General features: G+C 65.4%; 18 protein-coding genes and 1 tRNA gene. 3 read left to right on the top strand and 16 right to left on the bottom strand.

Going from position 1 to position 19,002, the window contains the following annotated elements:
• Positions 1–90: 90 nt before the first annotated feature.
• Both ASF08_RS12940 and ASF08_RS12935 read left to right on the top strand, forming a co-directional pair.
• On the top strand, positions 91–3,300 hold the full coding sequence (locus ASF08_RS12940; RefSeq protein ID WP_018042333.1) for an efflux RND transporter permease subunit: 3,210 nt from the start codon (positions 91–93) through the stop codon (positions 3,298–3,300).
• A 195-nt stretch (positions 3,301–3,495) separates the two neighbouring features.
• Positions 3,496–3,572 (top strand) — tRNA-Pro (locus ASF08_RS12935).
• A 139-nt stretch (positions 3,573–3,711) separates the two neighbouring features.
• On the opposite strand, the gene ASF08_RS12930 is transcribed toward ASF08_RS12935, so the two are convergent.
• The 11 genes from ASF08_RS12930 to ASF08_RS12880 all read right to left on the bottom strand — a co-directional run bounded on the left by ASF08_RS12930 (position 3,712) and on the right by ASF08_RS12880 (position 14,407).
• The gene (locus tag ASF08_RS12930) at positions 3,712–3,966 is read right to left on the bottom strand and encodes a PilZ domain-containing protein (protein WP_018042332.1); all 255 of its coding nucleotides are present in this window, start codon (positions 3,964–3,966) and stop codon (positions 3,712–3,714) included.
• Between the two features lie 112 nt (positions 3,967–4,078).
• A complete protein-coding gene (locus tag ASF08_RS12925; RefSeq protein WP_056145860.1) occupies positions 4,079–5,653 on the bottom strand; it encodes a SpoVR family protein in 1,575 nt (524 codons plus the stop codon).
• Between the two features lie 126 nt (positions 5,654–5,779).
• Positions 5,780–7,081 carry a YeaH/YhbH family protein gene (locus tag ASF08_RS12920; RefSeq protein ID WP_056145858.1) on the bottom strand — a complete coding sequence of 434 codons (1,302 nt, stop codon included), beginning with the start codon at positions 7,079–7,081 and terminating at the stop codon, positions 5,780–5,782.
• 224 nt (positions 7,082–7,305) lie between these two features.
• Complete coding sequence (locus tag ASF08_RS12915) at positions 7,306–9,258, bottom strand: PrkA family serine protein kinase (RefSeq protein ID WP_056145855.1); 1,953 nt, start codon at positions 9,256–9,258, stop codon at positions 7,306–7,308.
• 182 nt (positions 9,259–9,440) lie between these two features.
• Positions 9,441–9,890, bottom strand: coding sequence for a hypothetical protein (locus tag ASF08_RS12910; protein WP_018042328.1), 450 nt, complete (start codon positions 9,888–9,890; stop codon positions 9,441–9,443).
• 143 nt (positions 9,891–10,033) lie between these two features.
• Positions 10,034–10,510, bottom strand: a complete 477-nt coding sequence (locus ASF08_RS12905; RefSeq protein ID WP_056146541.1) for a MerR family transcriptional regulator — start codon at positions 10,508–10,510, stop codon at positions 10,034–10,036.
• Between the two features lie 104 nt (positions 10,511–10,614).
• Positions 10,615–10,935 carry an integration host factor subunit alpha gene (locus ASF08_RS12900; RefSeq protein WP_018042326.1) on the bottom strand — a complete coding sequence of 107 codons (321 nt, stop codon included), beginning with the start codon at positions 10,933–10,935 and terminating at the stop codon, positions 10,615–10,617.
• Between the two features lie 130 nt (positions 10,936–11,065).
• Positions 11,066–12,043: a beta-ketoacyl-ACP synthase III gene (locus ASF08_RS12895; RefSeq protein WP_056145852.1), complete on the bottom strand. Its 978-nt coding sequence runs from the start codon at positions 12,041–12,043 to the stop codon at positions 11,066–11,068.
• A gap of 27 nt (positions 12,044–12,070) precedes the next feature.
• Complete coding sequence (plsX, locus tag ASF08_RS12890; RefSeq protein WP_056145847.1) at positions 12,071–13,105, bottom strand: phosphate acyltransferase PlsX; 1,035 nt, start codon at positions 13,103–13,105, stop codon at positions 12,071–12,073.
• Between the two features lie 239 nt (positions 13,106–13,344).
• Positions 13,345–13,851 carry a YceD family protein gene (locus ASF08_RS12885; protein ID WP_056145843.1) on the bottom strand — a complete coding sequence of 169 codons (507 nt, stop codon included), beginning with the start codon at positions 13,849–13,851 and terminating at the stop codon, positions 13,345–13,347.
• Between the two features lies 1 nt (position 13,852).
• The gene (locus ASF08_RS12880; protein WP_056146539.1) at positions 13,853–14,407 is read right to left on the bottom strand and encodes a ubiquinol-cytochrome C chaperone family protein; all 555 of its coding nucleotides are present in this window, start codon (positions 14,405–14,407) and stop codon (positions 13,853–13,855) included.
• A 173-nt stretch (positions 14,408–14,580) separates the two neighbouring features.
• Here ASF08_RS12880 and ASF08_RS12875 point away from each other — a divergent pair, with 173 nt between their 5' ends.
• Complete coding sequence (locus tag ASF08_RS12875) at positions 14,581–15,078, top strand: outer membrane protein assembly factor BamE (RefSeq protein WP_018042321.1); 498 nt, start codon at positions 14,581–14,583, stop codon at positions 15,076–15,078.
• Positions 15,079–15,199: 121 nt separating this feature from the next.
• Here the strand turns inward: ASF08_RS12875 and hisA are convergent, their stop codons facing one another.
• The 5 genes from hisA to ASF08_RS12850 all read right to left on the bottom strand — a co-directional run bounded on the left by hisA (position 15,200) and on the right by ASF08_RS12850 (position 18,924).
• Positions 15,200–15,937, bottom strand: coding sequence for a 1-(5-phosphoribosyl)-5-[(5-phosphoribosylamino)methylideneamino]imidazole-4-carboxamide isomerase (gene hisA / locus ASF08_RS12870; protein WP_018042320.1), 738 nt, complete (start codon positions 15,935–15,937; stop codon positions 15,200–15,202).
• 42 nt (positions 15,938–15,979) lie between these two features.
• Positions 15,980–16,642 carry an imidazole glycerol phosphate synthase subunit HisH gene (hisH, locus tag ASF08_RS12865; protein WP_056145840.1) on the bottom strand — a complete coding sequence of 221 codons (663 nt, stop codon included), beginning with the start codon at positions 16,640–16,642 and terminating at the stop codon, positions 15,980–15,982.
• The gene (locus ASF08_RS12860; protein WP_056145836.1) at positions 16,639–17,127 is read right to left on the bottom strand and encodes a DUF2628 domain-containing protein; all 489 of its coding nucleotides are present in this window, start codon (positions 17,125–17,127) and stop codon (positions 16,639–16,641) included. The genes hisH and ASF08_RS12860 overlap by 4 nt, the downstream gene beginning before the upstream one ends.
• Positions 17,128–17,160: 33 nt before the next feature.
• Positions 17,161–17,748: an imidazoleglycerol-phosphate dehydratase HisB gene (hisB, locus tag ASF08_RS12855; RefSeq protein ID WP_018042317.1), complete on the bottom strand. Its 588-nt coding sequence runs from the start codon at positions 17,746–17,748 to the stop codon at positions 17,161–17,163.
• A gap of 300 nt (positions 17,749–18,048) precedes the next feature.
• Positions 18,049–18,924 (bottom strand): S-methyl-5'-thioadenosine phosphorylase, encoded by an 876-nt coding sequence (locus ASF08_RS12850; RefSeq protein WP_056145834.1) that lies wholly within the window; start codon positions 18,922–18,924, stop codon positions 18,049–18,051.
• Positions 18,925–19,002 lie beyond the last annotated feature (78 nt).

Here is a 19,002-nt window from a genome sequence, read left to right as displayed (position 1 = left end):
GGCGTGACATCCGGCGGGTTCGTGACGGCGAACGAAGAAACATTCCCGCAGAGGTGGCCCAGGGCGCCTTTGTGGCGAGAGGTTTGACCGATGCGCTTTGCCCACTTCTTCGTCGATCGGCCGATCTTCGCGTCGGTGACGTCGATCATCTTCCTGATCCTCGGCTACGTCTCCTACGAGTCGCTGCCCGTCGCGCAATATCCGGAGATCGTTCCGCCGACCGTCGTGGTGCGCGCCTCCTATCCGGGCGCCAATGCCGAGACGGTGGCGGCAACGATCGCGACGCCGATCGAGCAGGAGGTGAACGGCGTCGACAACATGCTCTACATGACGTCGTTGTCGACCAACGACGGCAACATGCAGCTGACCGTCACCTTCAAGGTCGGCACCAACCTCGATATCGCCAACGTGCTGGTGCAGAATCGTCTTTCGGTGGCGCAGCCGCGCCTGCCGCCCGACGTTCGCAACCTCGGCGTCACCGTCCGCAAGTCGTCGCCCGACCTGATGATGGTCGTGCACCTGCTGTCCCCGGACAACACCTACGACCAGAACTACCTCTCGAACTACATCTACCTGCGTATCCGCGACGAGCTGCTGCGCCTCGATGGCGTCGGCGACATCACGGTGTTCGGCGGCAGCGAATACGCGCTCCGCATCTGGCTCGATCCGAACAAGCTGTCCGCCTACGGACTCTCGACCACCGACGTGATCTCGGCCCTCCAGGAGCAGAACGTCCAGGTCGCCTCGGGCGCCCTCGGCGCCCCGCCTGCGCCGAAGGACAATGCCTTCCAGCTCGTCGTCCAGTCGCAGGGTCGCTTCCAGACCCCGGAAGAGTTCACCGAGGTCATCGTCAAGGCCAGCGACGGCCGCCTCGTGCGCGTGAAGGACATTGCCCGCACCGAAATGGGCCAGAAGGACTACACCACGCAGTCCTTCCTGAACGGGACCCCCGCCGTCGGCGTCGGCGTGTTCCAGCGTCCGGGCACCAACGCCCTCGAAGCCGCCACGCAGGTGCGGGCGACGATGGAGACGATCAAGAAAAGCTTCCCGCCGGGGGTCCAGTACAGGATCGCCTACAACCCCACCGAGTTCATCGAGGAATCGGTCCACGAGGTCTACAAGACCCTGTTCGAAGCCGTGGCCCTCGTGGTCATCGTGGTCATCGTCTTCCTGCAGAGCTGGCGCACGGCGCTGATCCCGGTGATCGCGATCCCGGTCTCGCTGATCGGCACCTTCGCGGCCATGCAGGCCTTCGGCTTCTCCATCAACAATCTCACCCTGTTCGGGCTCGTCCTCGCCATCGGCATCGTCGTCGACGACGCGATCGTGGTGGTGGAGAATGTCGAGCGGAACATGGCCGAGGGGCTCTCCCCCGGAGACGCCGCGCACAAGACCATGGACGAGGTGGGCGGCGCGGTGCTCGCCATCGCCCTCGTCCTGTCGGCGGTGTTCATCCCCACCGCCTTCATCCCCGGCATTTCGGGGCAGTTCTACAAGCAGTTCGCGCTCACCATCGCGGCCTCGACCATCATCTCGATGTTCAACTCGCTGACGCTGTCACCGGCGCTCTGCAAGCTGCTGCTCAAGCCTCACCACGAACACGCCAAGCCTAAGTTCTTCCTGACCCGGTTCGTCGCCTGGCTCGCCGACTTGTTCAATCGGGGCTTCGACAAGCTGTCGCATGGCTACGCCGCCACGATCCAATTCCTGACCGGCCGCACGATCGGCCTGCTCGGCATGATGGTGGTCTATGCCGCGATCATCGCCGGCACGCTGCATGTGGCCACGACGACGCCCACGGGCTTCATCCCGCAGCAGGACCAGGGTTACCTCATCGGCGTCGTCCAGCTGCCGGCGGGCTCGGCCCTGGAGCGCACCACCGCCGTGGTGAGGCGGGCCGCCGACATGGCCTTGAAGGTCGACGGCGTCAGCGATGCCGTCATCATCTCGGGCTTCGACGGGGCGACCTTCACCAACACCACCAACGGCGCCGTGATGTTCCTGGTCCTGAAGGGGGCAAAGGAGCGCGCGACGACGGGCAGAACGGCGGCTGCGATCACCGGCGACGTGTTCAAGGCCACCGCCTCGATCCAGGAGGCCCGCGTCCTGTTCATCCCACCACCACCGGTCCGCGGCCTCGGCACCGGCGGTGGCTTCAAGATGCAGATCGAGAACCGCCAGAGCTCCGCCATCGCTCCGCTGCTGGCCGCCACGAACGAGATCCTCGGTCAGGCGAACCAGAGCAGCGACGTCCAGCGGGTGTTCACGACCTTCGGCAACGACACGCCTCAGCTCTTCATCGACATCGATCGCACGATGGCGCGGATGCTGAACGTGCCGCTGGCTTCGGTCTTCGCCACCCTGCAGACCAATCTCGGCGGCGCCTACATCAACGACTTCAACACGTTCGGCCGCATCTACCAGGTGCGCGCGCAGGCCGATGCCGCCTTCCGCCTGGAGAAGCGCGATATCGAGCAGCTCAAGGTCCGTTCCTCCACCGGCGCTCTGGTGCCCATGGGGACACTGGCCTCGATCCGCGAGATCAGCGGGCCGCAGATCGTGCAGCGGTTCAACCTGTTCTATTCGGTGCCGATCCAGGGCGATGCCAAGCCCGGCGTGTCGACCGGCCAGGCGCTCGCGGCGATGGAGAAGATCGCCCAGTCCCTGCCGGAGGGCTACGCCTACGATTGGACCGAGATCGCCTTCCAGCAGAAGGCGACGGGCAACACTGCGATCTACGTCTTCGGTCTCGGCGTGCTCCTCGTCTTCCTGGTGCTGGCGGCGCAGTACGAATCCTGGGCGCTGCCGCTGGCGATCATCCTCGTCGTCCCGACGGGCGTGCTCTCGGCCCTGGGCGCGGTCCAGTTCAGGGGGCAGGACAACAACATCCTGACCCAGATCGGACTGATCGTGCTCATCGGTCTGGCGGCGAAGAACGCGATCCTGATCGTGGAGTTCGCTCACCAGCTGGAAGAGACGGAGAGGAAGGGGCCGGTCGCCGCCGCTGTGGAAGCCTGTCGCCTTCGCCTGCGCCCCATCCTGATGACGGCCTTCGCCTTCATCCTCGGTACGGTGCCCCTCGTCATCGCCACCGGTCCCGGCGCGGAGATGCGTCAGGCCCTGGGCACCGCGGTCTGTTTCGGCATGATCGGCGCGACCTTCTTCGGCCTGTTCCTGACCCCGGTCTTCTACGTGGCGATCCGCAACATCCTGATCTGGTTCGCCAAGAAGCGCGGCAAGGATCCGCATGGCGGCACACCTGACAAGCACGATCCCCACGCGACGCCGACGCATGCGTGACGACGACAGGCTCCGGCGCGAGATGTCCGCGCCGGAGCCACGGAAAAGGGGTTGCACATGGGGGACCGTGAAGCTAAGACCGCTCAGCCCTTCACGGGGCGTCGAAGCGTAGCGCGGCCCGGTCAGCGCATCGGTCTCAGGACCGGTAACCGGAGCGGCATCCTACGTGATCGACGAGTTCAGAGCGGTTCTTGACGGAGTATAGCGCAGCCCGGTAGCGCACCTGTCTGGGGGACAGGGGGTCGCAGGTTCAAGTCCTGCTACTCCGACCATTAAAACGCGGTGACATCGGCATATCAGCAGATGTCCTCCGCTCTGATGTTCAAGGCCGGGGCGCGCTGTCCCCGGCCTTTTTCGTTTTTCCGGGCTGACCTCGGTGCAGTCGGCGACCGTCCCGCTCCGACGCGTGCGTCAGGCCGCCGTCCTGCTGAAGGTCGCGCCGATGGTCTCGTCGCTCCGCCAGACGACGCGGCAGACCTCGATGCCTTCGATACACGCCGAATGCAGGATGAAGGTGTCGGGGACCAGGGCTGTTTCCGGAAGAATGAGCCGAACGCCGGAGGCGGAGATATCGTAGACGATGCAGGGAAGCGTCGTGTGTTCGTCTATGGCGATGAGGCCGGCCTCGTCCTTACGCCGCCGCTCATCGATCCGACGTTCATTCATGACCACCTCGCATCTTCCGTTATCCCGAGAATGGTCAGGGGTCTGCGAAAGAACCGGGAGTGAGATCCGTCAAATGCAACGGATCGGGCTTCGAATCGGCATATCCGCGGCTTCAGAAGAAGATCGGCCGCGCTGCCGCGTGATGTTCCGCCAGGATCGAATCCGTGGCCGGATCGATCTCCATGAGCACCGCGTCGTAGCCCCAGAGATCGGCCAGATGCTGCAGGACGTGGCGGGCATCCTCCGCCTGAAGCGTGATCCGGTTCAGCGCCTTGTGGTGGACGATGAGGCGGCGATCGCCTTCCAGATCGACGTCGACCACCTCGATATCGGGATCGAGCCAAGCGACGTCGTACTGCCTCGCGAATGAGCGGCGCAGCTTCCGATAGCCGCGCTCGTCATGGATCGCCTCCACGCGCAACTCCGCCTCGTCGGGATTGTCCACCACGTGGAAGAGCCGCATGTCGCGCATGAGCTTGGGGCTGAGGAACTGGGCGATGAAGCTCTCGTCGCGGTAGTTCGCCCAGATGTCGCGCAGGGTCGCCATGGCATCGCCCGTGCCGGCGATCTCGGGGAACCATTCGCGATCCTCCTGCGTCGGTTGCTCCACGATGCGGGCGATGTCCTGCATCATGGCGAAGCCGATGGCATAGGGATTGTGCCCGCCATAGCCGCGCTCGTTGTAGTTCGGCTGGCGAACGACATTGGTGTGCGACTGCAGGAATTCGAGATAGGCCGCCTCGCCGATCAGCCCCTTCTCCGAGAGCGAGTTCATGATCCGGTAGTGGCAATAGGTGGCGCAGCCTTCGTTCATCACCTTGGTCTGGCGCTGGGGATAGAAATACTGCGCCACGAGGCGGACGATCCGCAGGATCTCGCGCTGCCACGGACGCAGGCGCGGGGCTGCCTTTTCGAGGAAGTAGAGCAGGTTCTCCTGGGGCAGTTCGAGCAGGGCTTTGCGCCGCTCCAGGGCGGCGTCCGGCCGGAGTCCGGCGCTCTTCTGCGGCAGGGTGCGCCACAGGTCGTTGTAGATCTGCTCGCCATGCTCGGCCCGCTCGCGTTCGCGCCGCTGCTCCGAGGCGAGGTCCGGCCGCTTCTTGCGCGGATAGCGGTGGACGCCCTGACTCATCAGGGCGTGGGCGGCGTCGAGCACCTGCTCCACCGCCTGATGACCGTAGCGTTCCTCGCAGCGGGTGATGAAACCCTTGGCGAAATCGAGGTAATCGAGGATGCCCTCGGCATCGGTCCATTGCTTGAACAGGTAGTTGTTCTTGAAGAAATGGTTGTGACCGAAGGCGGCGTGCGCGATCACCAGGGTCTGCATCGTCGCCGTGTTCTCCTCCATGATGTAGGAGATGCACGGATCCGAGTTGATGACGATCTCGTAGGCGAGGCCCATCATGCCGCGGCGATAGCCGGCCTCGTGCTGCGCGAAATGCTTGCCGAACGACCAATGCTTGTAGAACAGCGGCATGCCGATGGAGGCATAGGCGTCGAGCATCTGCTCCGCCGTGATGATCTCGATCTGGTTCGGATACCAGGACAGGCCGAGTTCCTCGCCGGCGATCTTTTCGCAGGCATCGTGGATGCGGCGGATCGTGTCGAAATCCCAGTCGTTGCCGGAAAACAGAGGTGTTTGGCCGCCCGACATCGTCGGCGATGCGGGGAAATGGAGGTTCGTGACCATCGTCGTCCTTCTCTCCGAGCGTTCCGGCTCTCCTCCCCTCCCCCTCGCGCGCGGGAGGAAGGGTTCACCTCATCGTGCCAACTCGTCCCAAAACCGGCTCCCCGACTTCGGGCCGATGCCCGAGCGTCACGCCTCCGCTTCGGCGCGCGCGTCCTTGCGCCCGAACAATTCGCGGAAGACCGGGTAGATGTCGCGCCGATGGTTGACCTTGCGCATGGCGATGGCGCCGCCGGATTTGGCCAGAGCCTCGTAGGTGCGCCACAGGGTGGTGCGGTGCTCGACGAAGCCGGCGCGGGGGCCGTTCTCGTCGCCGACTTCGAGATAGGCGAAGTGCTGGCAGGCGGGCAGGATATGGGCGCGCAGGAGTTCGGTGGAGGTCGGGCCATCGCTCGACACGTTGTCCCCGTCCGAGGCCTGGGCCGCGTAGATGTTCCAGTCGTTGGGGTCGTAGCGCTCGGTGATGACGCGCTTCATCTCCACCAGCGCCGACGACACCAGGGTGCCGCCCGTCTCGCGCGAGCCGAAGAACGTCTCCTCGTCCACCTCCGTCGCCTTGTCGGTGTGGCGAATGAAGACGATCTCCACGTGCCGGTAGCGCCGCGTCAGGAAAATGTGGAGCAGGATGTAGAAGCGCTTGGCGAGATCCTTCATGTGCTCGGTCATCGAGCCCGACACGTCCATGAGGCAGAACATCACCGCCTGGGCGATGGGGCGCGGATAGGGCTCGAAGCGGCGATAGCGCAGGTCGATCGGATCGACATAGGGAATTCGCCTGGTGCGTTCGCGCAGGGCCTCCAGGGCGAGCCTCATGTCGGGGAGGCGGGCGTCGCCGAGATCGGCCTCGGCGATGCGGCCTTCGAGTTCCGCGATCTCCTCCGGCTTTGGGCGTTTGAGCGCGATGCGCCGCGACATGGAATTGCGCAGGGTGCGGGTGAGCGCGAGGTTGGCGGGCGAGCCTGACACTGTGTAGCCGGCGCGCCGCAGGCCTTCGGTCTCCACGATCGAGAGGCGGCGCTTGGCCAGATCCGGCAGTTCGAGGTCTTCGAGGAACAGTTCGAGGAACTCCTCCCGCGTCAGCACGAAGTGGAACGCATCCTCGCTGTTCTCGGAGCCCTCCCCGCCCTGGCCGGAGCCCTTGCCCCCGCCGCCGCCCTGCGGGCGCTCGATGCGGTCCCCTTCCACATAGGTCTTATTGCCGGGCAGGATGTAGTCCTGCAGGCCGGTGCCGGATTGGCGACTGAAGCGGGGCTCGCGCACGCCGTCTCCGGGAACCGTGACGCGCCCGTCCTTGCCGAGGTCCTTGATATCCTTCTCGCGGGCGGATTCGCGCACGGCGCGCTGGGCCATGTCCTTGACCCGGCGCAGGAAGCGCTGGCGATTTGGAAGGCTCTTGCCTCCGGGATTCAACCGACGGTCAACGATGTGCATCCGGTGCTTTCGTCCTCGCCCTCAAGACCCTGGCCCCTGAGACCCTGGCAGGTTCGACGGTCGTGTCCGGCAGGCACCGCAATGCCCGCCGGCCCTAAGCAGGTTTCGCAGAAGTGGCCCCGGTTCTGCGATCAAAACCTGCGACACATCAAAGAGCTGAGCAGGGCGAAGCGTTGGCTTGCCAACGCGAACCTGCTTAGCCCGCGACCGGACGTGTCGCCGTCCTAACCCGCCTGCTTCACCCTCATGTACCATTCCACCAGACGGCGAACCTGCCGCTCGGTATAGCCTCGCGCGATCATGCGATCGACGAACTCACCGTGCTTCTTCTCCGTCTCGCCGTCCTTCTTGGAACCAAAGGAGATGACCGGAAGCAGTTCCTCCACCTGGCTGAACATCCGCCGCTCGATCACCTCGCGTAGCTTCTCGTAGGACGTCCAGGACGGGTTGCGCCCGCCATGCTGAGCCCGCGAGCGAAGGGCGAACTTGACGACCTCGTTGCGGAAATCCTTCGGGTTGGCGATGCCGGCCGGCTTCTCGATCTTGGTGAGCTCTTGGTTCAGGAGTTCACGGTTGAGGAGCTGCCCGGTCTCGGAATCCTTGAAGTCCTGATCCTCGATCCAGGCATCGGCGTAGTCGATGTAACGGTCGAACAGGTTCTGGCCGTAATCGTGATAGGATTCGAGATAGGCCTTCTGGATCTCATGGCCGATGAACTCGGCATAGCGCGGCGCGAGTTCGGTCTTGATGAACTCGAGATAGCGCTTCTCGGTCTCCGGCGGCAGCTGCTCGCGGCGCAGGGACTGTTCCAGCGTGTACATGAGATGGACGGGGTCGGCCGAGACTTCCGTCGTGTCGTGGTTGAACGTGGCCGCCATCACCTTGAAGGCGAAGCGGGTGGAGATGCCGTCCATCCCCTCGTCGACGCCGGCCGCATCCTTGTATTCCTGCATGGAACGGGCGCGGGGATCGACCTCGCGCAGGGATTCGCCGTCATAGACGCGCATCTTCGAGAAGGCGTTGGAATTGGCGTGCTCGCGCAAGCGGGAGAGCACGGAGAACCGGGCCAGCATTTCCAGCGTGCCGGGGGCGCAGGCCGCGTCCGCAAGTTCGGAGCCCGAGACCAGCTTCTCGTAGATCCGCTGTTCTTCGGTCACCCGCAGGCAGTAGGGCACCTTGATGACGTAGATACGGTCGATGAAGGCTTCGTTGTTCTTGTTAGTCTTGAAAGTCTGCCACTCGGACTCGTTCGAGTGCGCCAGAATGATGCCGGTGAACGGGATCGCACCGATATTCTCGGTCCCGACGTAATTGCCCTCCTGCGTCGCCGTGAGCAGCGGGTGCAGCATCTTGATGGGCGCCTTGAACATCTCGACGAATTCGAGGACGCCCTGGTTCGCCCGGTTGAGGCCACCGGAATAGGAGTAGGCGTCCGGGTCCGCCTGGGACAGGGTCTCGAGACGGCGGATGTCCACCTTGCCGACGAGGGACGAGATGTCCTGGTTGTTCTCGTCGCCGGGCTCGGTCTTGGCGATGCCGATCTGGCGCAGGCGCGAGGGCCGGACCTTGATCACCTTGAACTGCGAGATGTCACCGTTGAACTCGTCGAGGCGCTTCAAGGCCCAGGGGCTCATCAGGCCGGTGAGGCGACGGCGCGGAATGCCGTAGCGCTGCTGGATCTCGGCGCCCATCACCTCGGGATCGAACAGGCCCAGCGGGCTCTCGAAGACCGGCGAGACCTCGTTGCCGGCCTTCAGGACGTAGATGGGGTGGACCTCCATCAGGGCCTTGAGGCGTTCGGCGAGGGACGACTTGCCGCCGCCGACGGGGCCGAGGAGGTAGAGGATCTGCTTGCGCTCCTCCAAGCCCTGCGCCGCGTGGCGGAAGAACGAGACGATCCGTTCGATCGTCTCCTCCATGCCGTAGAACTCGGAGAAGGCGGGATAGACCCGGATCGTCCGGTTCATGAACACCCGGCCGAGACGGGCGTCCTTGGCGGTGTCCACGAATTCCGGCTTGCCGATCGCGTCGAGGATACGCTCGGCCGCGGTGGCGTACATGAGGGGCTCGTCTCGGCACGCCTCCATGAACTCGGAAAGGCTCATCTCCGTATCGCGGCGGGCCTCGTAACCGCGGGCAAAGCTCTGGAACAGGTCGTTCGTCGATGGCATTGGCATCCCGATCCCTTCACGACTGACGCAGCTTCATCCTGTCTCGGCTCGGATGCAACTGACAGGCCCAGTTTTGTCGCAGTGCGGTCGCGACGGCAATCGAGCGTGGGAAGCTTGCCACAGTACGGTGCCCGGCGGTGAGAATCGCAGCCGCCGGACCCGTGATGTCGAAGGGGCTCAGGGCCGGATCACAGGTCCGTGGCACTCTTCTTCGTGTCGTCCCCGCCCTTCACGGCCGAGCCGCCGACGGTGATGGTGATGGTCTGGGTGCTGGTTTTCCCGTCGGCTTTCTTGACCTCGACCACGACCTCGTCCGTGCCGGTGAAGCCGTCCTTGCTCTGATAGAAGACGCCCGTCGCGGCGGTCTTCTTGTTGGGGCATTTGTGGCTCGACGGGGTGGTGACGCTGCCGGTCTTGGTGATGAGCGAGCCGTTCTTGGGCGAGGTGCTGATGCGGATCTCCGGCATGGAGCCCGGCTTGCAATCGTCCTTCAGGTTCGAGGCGATGAGGATGCGGACGCTCTTTCCGGGGGCCGCGGTCTCGGTGCGGGTCGCCGTATCCTGGGCCATGGCCGGGGCGCTGGCGAGCGCGAGAAACAGGCCTGCTGCGAGAAAGGCATTCGATTTGGCGGCGTACATCGGGCGGTCTCCGGTGATGCCTGGCGACCTTATGGGCTAACGTGTGTGTGACCGCCGTGGCCCGCTGCATGTGGGAAGGGGGGAGCCCGCCGTCGAGGGTATCGCGGCGTTTCCTTCGACACCCGAGCCGCGCGATCGTCCTATCAGGAGCGGATTGCGAGATCCGACGGGTCGCTCAGAGTCTGCAACGCATCGCGGCATGCATGGAGGTCGTCGAGGACGGCCTGCAGGGTCAGCCGGTCGTCACCGAGCCGGTCGTCGTCGCTTGCCGCGCCGGGAGCGACCTCTTCGTCGGCCTCGTATTCCCCGGTGTCCAGATCTCGCTGGGTTGGGGCCGCCACTTCGGCCTCGCCGCGCCCCACCGACTGGACGAAGCGGATGCCGTTCTCCTTCAGAACGCGCTGAGCACCGCGAATGGTGTAGCCCTGCTCATGGAGCAGGCGTCGGATGCCCCTGATCAGGTCTACGTCTTCCGGCCGGTAATAGCGCCGACCACCCGCGCGCTTCACCGGCCTGACCTGGGCGAACTTCGTCTCCCAGAACCGGAGAACGTGCTGCGGCACGTCGAGCTCGTCGGCCACTTCGCTGATCGTGCGAAATGCCCCGGGGCGTTTTTCCATCGTGTCGCGATTGTCCACGGAGCCGGGACCACTCCCCTCGAAGGAGCCGTCCCCGCCCCGCGCCCTATCGGCAGGAACCTTGACTGCCAGCGACATGGAAGACCTCAATCGTCGTCTTGTTCCGCGACGCCGTTGACGCCGTTGATCCGGGACTTGAGCACGTTGGACGGCTTGAATACCATGACCTGGCGCGGCTCGATGGCCACTTCGACGCCGGTCTTGGGGTTGCGGCCCACGCGCCGGCCCTTGCCGCGAACGACGAAGGACCCGAACGACGACAGCTTCACCGTTTCACCGGAGGCGAGGCAGGTGCAGATCTCGGACAGCACGGTTTCGACGAGCGCTGCCGATTCCGTCCGCGACAGCCCGACCTGCTGATAGACGGCCTCGCTCAGATCGGCGCGTGTGACCGTCTTCCCTGCCATGCGTCATTCCCCAAAACGAATCGTATTTTCTGACGTATCTCTATGATCGGACACGCTAATCTGCGTTAAGCCGCAGGTCAACAGGACTTGATGGTCAAGCCTCGGCAGTGTGCTCGACCCCGGGCTCGCCTCACCAGCGGATCAGGGCGGCACCCCAGGTGAAACCGCCGCCGATGGCCTCGATCATGACGAGGTCGCGGCGCTTGATCCGACCGTCCTTGCGGGCCGCATCGAGGGCGAGCGGGATGGACGCCGCCGAGGTGTTGCCATGCCGGTCGACGGTGAGGACGACCTTGCTGCGGTCTATACCGAGCTTGTCGGCGGAGGCCTCGATGATGCGACGGTTCGCCTGATGCGGCACGAACCATGTCAGGTCGTCGGCGCTCGTCCCCGTGGCGGCGAATGCGTCGGCGATGACATCCGTCACCGAGCCCACGGCGAAGCGGAAGACCTCCTTGCCCTCCATCCGCAGATGACCGGTCGTGCCGGTGGAGCCGGGTCCGCCATCGACGTAGAGTTTCTCACGGTGCCGTCCGTCGGACCGCAGATGGCTGGTGAGCACGCCGCGATCCTCGTTCGTCCCTTCCCCGTCCTGGGCCTCGAGGACGATCGCCCCGGCGCCGTCGCCGAACAGCACGCAGGTCGTGCGGTCCTCCCAGTCGAGAATGCGCGAGAACGTCTCGGCGCCGACCACGAGCGCACGTTTCACGCTCCCGGAGGCAATGAACTTGTCGGCGGTAGCGACCCCGTAGACGAAGCCCGCGCAGACCGCCTGAATATCGAAGGCGAAGCCGGAGCGGATGCCCAGCCCCGCCTGGATCTGGGTCGCCACCGAGGGGAACGTATGGTCCGGCGTCGAGGTGGCGCAGAGGACGAGGTCGATATCCTCCGGCCCGAGCCCGGCATCGTCCAGGGCGGCCTTGGCGGCCGCGATCCCCAAGGTCGACGTGGTCTCGCCGGCACCCGCGAGGTAGCGCTGGCGGATGCCCGTGCGCTGCACGATCCATTCGTCGGACGTGTCGACGGTCTTCGTCAACTCGTCGTTCGTCACGAGACGTGCGGGCAGGGCCGAGCCCGTTCCCACCACTACGGAGCGTGTAACCGCCATGTCAGATCCGATCCGGCATCGACCACCTCATGCGGAGGCGGCCATGGGCGTGAGTTCGAGCATGTCGCGAATGGTCCGCATCAGGTCGTGCCGCGCCATATCGTGCGCGAGATCGACGGCGGACGCGAAGCCATGGGCGTCTTCCGAGCCATGGCTCTTGATGACGATGCCCTCGAGGCCGAGGAACACGCCGCCATTGGCCCGGCTCGGGTTCATTTTGTCGCGCAATGCCTTGAAGGCCTGCCGGGCGAAGAAGTAGCCGATCTTGGCCGAGAGGGTCCGGCTCATGGCCGCGCGCAGGTAGCTGCCGATCTGCTTGGCCGTGCCCTCCGCGGTCTTCAGCGCGATATTGCCGGTGAAGCCTTCGGTGACCACCACGTCCACGGTGCCCTTGCCGAGGTCGTTGCCTTCCACGAAGCCGTGATAGGTCAGGTTCGGCAGATCGCTCTCGCGCAGGCGCCGGGCGGCTTCCTTCACCGCCTCGTTGCCCTTCATCTCCTCGGTCCCGACATTGAGCAGGCCCACCGTCGGCTTATCCAGATCGAACACGATCCTGGCCATGGCGGCGCCCATCAGGGCCATCTCCACGAGATGCTCCGCGTCCGTGCCGATGGTGGCGCCGACATCGAGGACGACGCTCTCGCCGCGCACGGTGGGCCAGAGGCAGGCGATGGCGGGACGTTCGATGCCGGCCAAGGTCTTGAGGCAGATCTTCGACATCGCCATGAGTGCGCCGGTATTGCCGGCGGAGACGGCTGCATCGGCTTCCCCGTCCTTCACTGCCTGAATCGCGCGCCACATCGAAGACTTGCCGCGCCCGGAGCGGACGGCCTGACTCGGCTTCTCGTCCATAGAGATCGCCACGGTGGTGTGCCTGATCTCCACCGCCCCCTTCAGGCGTGGTTCGGCCGCCACCAGCGGGGCGAGGATGGCCTCGTCCCCGAACATCAGGAACGTCATCTCGGGATGGCGCTCGCGCGCGATGGCGGCGCCCGGCACCACGGTCGTGGGACCGTGGTCGCCGCCCATGGCGTCGAGCGAGATGCACACTCTTTGGGACATGAGGTTCGGCCGGAGGCCTCTTTCAGGATGGACAGACCCTTCTTGAGCGAAGGATCGACGGAACGCCCTTCGGCGAGACGGGATCGACGAGAGGCCTGAACCCGCATGGGCGGACCCCTCCTCGGCGCGGCGGAAAATAGCGGTTCGAGCCCGGCGGGCAAACGAAATCTCAGCTTTTGCGGAATCCGCGGTTCGCCCCCGGCTCCGTCACTCCGCAAATCCGTTGCCGGGGCCGGAATTCACGCGTCGTCCTGCTTCAGCGTCTTGAGGATGGCCAGTGGCGATTCCCGCTCCTCGGCCACCGGCTCGAAGGCGATGCCGGGCTTGCGCGGATAAGGGTCGAGGCCGAGCGCCAGGAACTCGGCGGTGACCTGTCCGAGGTCGATCGTGCCGTTGACGATCGGATCCGGGATGTCGGTCTCCTCGTCGCCGGCCTCCTTCTCCGGCTCGCGATCGCTGAACACGATCTCGACGGGCTCGGAGACCTCCGCCTCGAACGGCTCCAGGCTGATCGTGCAGACCTGCGTGACGACGGCCGAGACCGTGCCGGTGATGACGAGATGCGCGGACGTTCCGCTCCATTGCAGCTGGCCCACGAGGTCGCGGACGGCCGGGATTCGGAAATCCGCAGCCAGGGCCGCCTCCTCCTCCGGTGTCGCCTTGATGACGATTCCTGCCCTGTCCCTGGGCAGGCGGTCGACCCGGAAGGGCCGCGACAAGGGCGCAACCGCCGACTTTGCCGTCATGTCAGATATCTCCCGATTGGTTGAGGTTCAGCGGGGATGGGAAGCCCGGCCCGTGCGATATGAGGTGATCGAGGTCGCGTCCATCGAGCAGGTCGACGCTTCTCAGCACGTAGCGCGCGAGGCCGGCACCGGCCTCCGGCGTCTCGGTACCGATGACGTTGCGCGCCAGGGCGGCCTTCAGGCCGTCCTCGTCCCTCGCATCCAGGGCGCCATCGTAACCCGCCGCGCGACCGTAGAAGGCGGCACCCAGTTTCTTCATGCGCTTGGGCACGCCGAAATCGCCGACACCGAGTTCGCGCAGCGAGGAATCCAGCTGCAGGAAGACCGCGTTGACCAGATCCTGGGCGATGTCCGCCGCGGGCTGCGGCAACTGATTCATCCGCCGCAGGACCAGGATGACGTGGAGCGTCAGGCATTCGAAACGGCCCTCCACGGTGTCGGGGACGCCGAGACGGGTATAGAGGGCCGGCTCCCGCGAGGCTTCGTTGATCCGCAGATGCAACGCCTCGACGACGCTGGCGCGCGCGGAGCTTCGCTTGAAGAATCGCGAAATCATGCCGTCCACCGGAGGCGGGAGGGGTGTGGCCGAGCTTGCCTTGTCAAAACCATAACCTCGCGGTACGGCAACCGACAGCCAGGGCGCAAGCTCCACCGGAACGTCCAGGTGGAGATCGGCACCGAGCTATGACGTTCAAACGTCGTGTTGTCTCAACGGATCAAGGGTGGCTGATGTCGCGCCGTTTCGTCTCGTCGATCAGCCGTCTCGCCGTCATCGGCCTTGTCGGCGTGGGAATCTCCGGCTGCATCGGTGAGGATCTCCGGCACGGATACCAGATCGATCAAGCCGCCCTCGCCACGGTGAAGCCGGGCATGAGCGCGGAGCAGGTCCTCCAGATCCTCGGCTCTCCGTCCACGGTCTCCACCGTCGGCAACAAGACGTGGTATTACATCACCCAGAACTCGCGCCGCACGGTGCTGTTCCTCGGGGAGCAGGTGGAGGACCAGAAGGTCACCACCATCTATTTCAACGCCGGCTTCAAGGTGGAGCGTATCGCCCTCTACGGCCTGCAGGACGGCAAGGTGTTCGACTTCATCGAGCGCACCACGCCGACCAGCGGCGCGGATCGCGCCTTCCTCGGCCAGCTGTTCCGCGGCCTCACCAAGTACGAGCCGTTCGGCAGCGGCTCGGGCACGAGCATCGTGCCGGGTGCCAAGAATGGCCTCTGACAAGGGCGGCCTCTGACAAGAGCGGCCTTTCGCGCCGCTATTCGCGGGAAACGAAAAAGCCGCGCGCCCCATGGGACGCGCGGCTTTTTCATATCTCTTGCGAACGAGGAACGACGAAGGCCTACGCGGCCGCCTTGCGGGCGATGGCGGCGAGCGCTTCGCGCGGGTCGATGCGGCCGTCATAGAGCGCCCGCCCGGTGATCGCGCCGGCCAGCATCGCGCAATCCGGCTCCAGCAGACGATGGACATCCTCGATGGAGGCCAAGCCGCCCGAGGCGATGACCGGGATCGTCACGGCCTCGGCGAGGGCGAGGGTCATCTCGATGTTCAGGCCCTTGAGGATGCCGTCGCGGGCGATGTCCGTGTAGATGATGGCGGCAACGCCCGCGTCCTCGAACCGACGTCCGAGTTCCTCAGCCGTCGTGCTGGAGGTCTTGGCCCAGCCTTCCACCGCCACGCGACCGTCCTTGGCATCGACACCGACGGCGATCTTGCCCGGATACAGGCGGGCCGCCTCGCGCACGAAGGCCGGATCGCGTACGGCGGCCGTGCCGATGATGACCCGACTGACACCCTTCTCGATCCAGGCCTCGACGGTGCGCATCTCGCGGATACCGCCGCCGAGCTGGACCGGAAGGTTCGTGCGGGCGAGGATGGCATCGACGGCGGAGGCGTTCATCGGAGCGCCGGCGAAGGCGCCGTCGAGATCGACCACGTGAAGCCAGGAGAAGCCCTGCTCCTCGAACACGCTCGCCTGGGCGGCCGGATCGTCGCTGAAGACGATGGCTTGCGCCATGTCCCCCTGGACGAGGCGAACGCAACGCCCTTCCTTGAGATCGATCGCCGGAAACAGGATCACGGTGAATGTCGCTTTCTGAATGTCGATGAGCCGATGGGCCGTCTACGGGCGCCAACGCAGGAAGTTCGCGAGCAGTGCCAGACCGAGATGCTGGCTCTTCTCAGGGTGGAACTGGGTGCCGGCGACGTTGTCCCGGGCCACGAGGGCGGTGACCGGTCCGCCATACTCGCTCTCCGCGACCACATCCGTCCGGTCCGTCGGGTCGAGGGCGTAGCTGTGCACGAAATAGGCGTGCAGCCCATCCTCCCCCGTGGGGATGCCGTCGAGGAGCGCGTGCGGACGCTCGGGCCGCAGGGTGTTCCACCCCATATGCGGGATCTTGAGGTCGGGATCGGACGGGCGGATCGGGCGGACGTCGCCGGCGATCCAGCCGAACCCCGGCGTGATCTCGTATTCGAGGCCCCGGCTTGCGAGGAGCTGCATGCCGACGCAGATGCCGAGGAACGGGCGGCCCCGGTCTTGCGCCGCATGCGTCATCGCCTCGACCATGCCGTCGACGGAATCGAGGCCCTTGCGGCAATCGGCATAGGCACCGACACCGGGGAGAACCACGCGGTCGGCGGACGACACCGTGTCGGGATCGCTGGTGACGACGATGCGGGTCGCGCCAAGTCCCGCCTCGCGGGCGGCGCGCTCGAACGCCTTGGCGGCCGAATGCAGGTTACCCGACCCGTAATCGATGATCGCGACGGTCTCGGACATCATGACCGACGGGGCTCGGCGAAGGGGAACATACCGAGGGCGGTATCGACCGGACGCAGAGATGCCGCGGGATAGGCGCTCGGACCCGAGCGGACCACGGGGGGAGCCGTCAGCCAGCGGTTCACGGCCTTGATCTCGGCCTCTTCGGCGGAATGAGCGACCACGGCATCGCGGGCGGGACGACCACGCCTGGCATAGGTCCAGCGGCGTAGGCTGGACGCCTCCATCCCCACGAGGAGGAGGAGCAGGACGGTGATCAGGAAGCCCGCGAAGGTGCCGAGCCCCAGGAAACGGCCGGCGAAACTGGCTGCCACGAGCAGGGCCAGCACACCGAGACCGGCCAGCCAAAGCCGATGGAAGAAGAACCACAGCGGACCGAACACGAACGCCCGGAGCGAGAAGCCGTCCGGAACCAGGACGGCACTCTCGAGGCCGTGGGATTCGCCGGCGATGGTGTCCGATGACAGATGGAACGTGTAGGTGCGCATGCGTGTGTCCGCCTCTTCCCGCCCGTGAAAGCCCTACAGAGAACCCTTCGTCGAGGGGATGCGACCTTCCTCACGCGGATCGACCGCAACGGCTTTCCGCAAGGCGCGGGCCAAGCCCTTGAAGCAGCTCTCCGCGATATGGTGGGCGTTGTCACCGTACAAGGTCTCGACGTGCAGGGTGATCCCGGCATTCATGGCGAAGGCCTGGAACCACTCGCGCACCAGCTCGGTGTCGAACTGCCCGATCTTCTCCGCCTTGAAGGCGGTGCGGAAGACGAGAAACGGCCGCCCGGAAATGTCGATGGAGACCCGCGTCAGCGCTTCGTCCATGGGCAGGTGGATGTCCGCGTAGCGGGCGATGCCCCGCTTGTCGCCCAGTGCCTGGGCAAAGGCCTGACCGAGGGCGATTCCGGTATCCTCGACGGTGTGGTGGTGATCCACATGCAGGTCGCCGGTGACCTTGGCCTCCACGTCGAACAGCCCGTGCCGGGCGAAGAGCTCCAGCATATGGTCGAAGAACCCGACCCCCGTCGAAATCGCCGCCTTGCCGGTTCCATCGAGCCCGATGGACACGTGGACGTCGGTTTCCGCCGTGCGGCGGCTGATGCTCGCGGAACGCATCGTCGAAGGGTCGCTCATGGTTTGACCGTCACGTAAAGGGCCGTCTTCGGAAGCATCGACATGGATGATCAATGCAACGTCCCGGCTCGATGCCGAACGCGTACACCGGATCATCGATCCGGATGGGATATCGGGATCAACGCTCTAAGCAGGTTCGCGTCGGCACGCCAACGCTTCACGCTACTTAGCTCCTTGATGTGTCGCAGGTTTTCATCGCAGAACCGGGGACCGCTTCCGCGAAACCTGCTTAGAGGCAAATGCCTTCTCGTGGGAAGGCCTTGCCATCGCATGCCTGCATGGTCAGGCGGCGAGGACCCGGCCCGCCACCGCGTCGAGCTTGGCCAGCAGGTCGGGATCGCGGTGGGACGGAGCCGTCATGATGGCGCCATCGAGGGCGCGATGCGAGCCCGCGGGGCATTCCTCCCGCTCCGTGGGGAAATCGCGGGCGATCCGCGAGACGAGGCGGGCGGCCTTGTCCGCATTCGCGCGGGCGACGGCGACGACGGATGCCACGTCCACATCGGCATGGCCCGGATGCCAGCAATCGAAATCCGTCACCATGGCGATGGTGGCGAAGGTGATCTCCGCCTCACGGGCGAGCTTGGCCTCGGGCATGTTGGTCATGCCGATCACGTCGTAGCCCAGGCCCTTGTAGGTGCGGGACTCGGCGAAGGACGAGAATTGCGGGCCTTCCATGCAGACATAAGTGCCGCCACGATGGATCGGCAGATCCTCGGCCGCTGCCGCTGCGGCGATGCGAGCCTGGAGGGCCGGCCCGACGGGGTGGGCGAAGGGCACGTGGGCGACGCAGCCATTTCCGAAGAACGAGGATTCCCGGCCATGGGTGCGGTCGACGAACTGGTCGACGAGGACGAACAGGCCCGGATGCAGCTCGCTCCTGAACGACCCACAGGCCGAGATCGACACGAGGTCGGTGACGCCGGCCCGTTTCATGACGTCGATATTGGCGCGGTAGTTGATGCCGGACGGAGAAAGGCGGTGGCCGCGTCCGTGACGCGCCAGGAACACGACCTTGGTCGCGCCGATCCGGCCGATCCGCAGCGAATCGGAGGGCTCTCCCCAGGGAGAACCGATCGCCTCCTCGCGAATGTCTTCGAGGCCCGGCAGATCGTAGACACCGGATCCGCCCATCACGCCGAGCACTGCTGCGGTCATGCCGAATCTCCTGTCGTCGTCGCGATGGCGCGTCGGGCGCGCCGTCATGGTGGAAACGAAAACGGGCCCGCGACAGCG

Source organism: Methylobacterium sp. Leaf85 (assembly GCF_001422125.1).
GTDB lineage: Bacteria > Pseudomonadota > Alphaproteobacteria > Rhizobiales > Beijerinckiaceae > Methylobacterium > Methylobacterium bullatum.
Note: the sequence above shows the minus strand (reverse complement) of the source record. Positions and strands in the feature narration are given on the sequence as shown.

What these genes read in the sequence shown, in the direction of transcription:
- ASF08_RS12900 (WP_018042326.1), bottom strand. Translation starts at nt 10,935, where the DNA reads ATGGCAGGGAAGACGGTCACACGCGCCGATCTGAGCGAGGCCGTCTAT.
- ASF08_RS12885 (WP_056145843.1), bottom strand. Translation starts at nt 13,851, where the DNA reads ATGACGGCAAAGTCGGCGGTTGCGCCCTTGTCGCGGCCCTTCCGGGTC.
- ASF08_RS12910 (WP_018042328.1), bottom strand. Translation starts at nt 9,890, where the DNA reads ATGTACGCCGCCAAATCGAATGCCTTTCTCGCAGCAGGCCTGTTTCTC.
- hisH (WP_056145840.1), bottom strand. Translation starts at nt 16,642, where the DNA reads ATGATGTCCGAGACCGTCGCGATCATCGATTACGGGTCGGGTAACCTG.
- ASF08_RS12940 (WP_018042333.1), top strand. Translation starts at nt 91, where the DNA reads ATGCGCTTTGCCCACTTCTTCGTCGATCGGCCGATCTTCGCGTCGGTG.
- plsX (WP_056145847.1), bottom strand. Translation starts at nt 13,105, where the DNA reads ATGTCCCAAAGAGTGTGCATCTCGCTCGACGCCATGGGCGGCGACCAC.
- ASF08_RS12925 (WP_056145860.1), bottom strand. Translation starts at nt 5,653, where the DNA reads ATGGTCACGAACCTCCATTTCCCCGCATCGCCGACGATGTCGGGCGGC.
- hisB (WP_018042317.1), bottom strand. Translation starts at nt 17,748, where the DNA reads ATGCGTTCCGCGAGCATCAGCCGCCGCACGGCGGAAACCGACGTCCAC.
- ASF08_RS12920 (WP_056145858.1), bottom strand. Translation starts at nt 7,081, where the DNA reads ATGCACATCGTTGACCGTCGGTTGAATCCCGGAGGCAAGAGCCTTCCA.
- ASF08_RS12905 (WP_056146541.1), bottom strand. Translation starts at nt 10,510, where the DNA reads ATGGAAAAACGCCCCGGGGCATTTCGCACGATCAGCGAAGTGGCCGAC.
- ASF08_RS12915 (WP_056145855.1), bottom strand. Translation starts at nt 9,258, where the DNA reads ATGCCAATGCCATCGACGAACGACCTGTTCCAGAGCTTTGCCCGCGGT.
- ASF08_RS12895 (WP_056145852.1), bottom strand. Translation starts at nt 12,043, where the DNA reads ATGGCGGTTACACGCTCCGTAGTGGTGGGAACGGGCTCGGCCCTGCCC.
- ASF08_RS12875 (WP_018042321.1), top strand. Translation starts at nt 14,581, where the DNA reads ATGTCGCGCCGTTTCGTCTCGTCGATCAGCCGTCTCGCCGTCATCGGC.
- ASF08_RS12930 (WP_018042332.1), bottom strand. Translation starts at nt 3,966, where the DNA reads ATGAATGAACGTCGGATCGATGAGCGGCGGCGTAAGGACGAGGCCGGC.
- ASF08_RS12860 (WP_056145836.1), bottom strand. Translation starts at nt 17,127, where the DNA reads ATGCGCACCTACACGTTCCATCTGTCATCGGACACCATCGCCGGCGAA.
- ASF08_RS12850 (WP_056145834.1), bottom strand. Translation starts at nt 18,924, where the DNA reads ATGACCGCAGCAGTGCTCGGCGTGATGGGCGGATCCGGTGTCTACGAT.
- ASF08_RS12880 (WP_056146539.1), bottom strand. Translation starts at nt 14,407, where the DNA reads ATGATTTCGCGATTCTTCAAGCGAAGCTCCGCGCGCGCCAGCGTCGTC.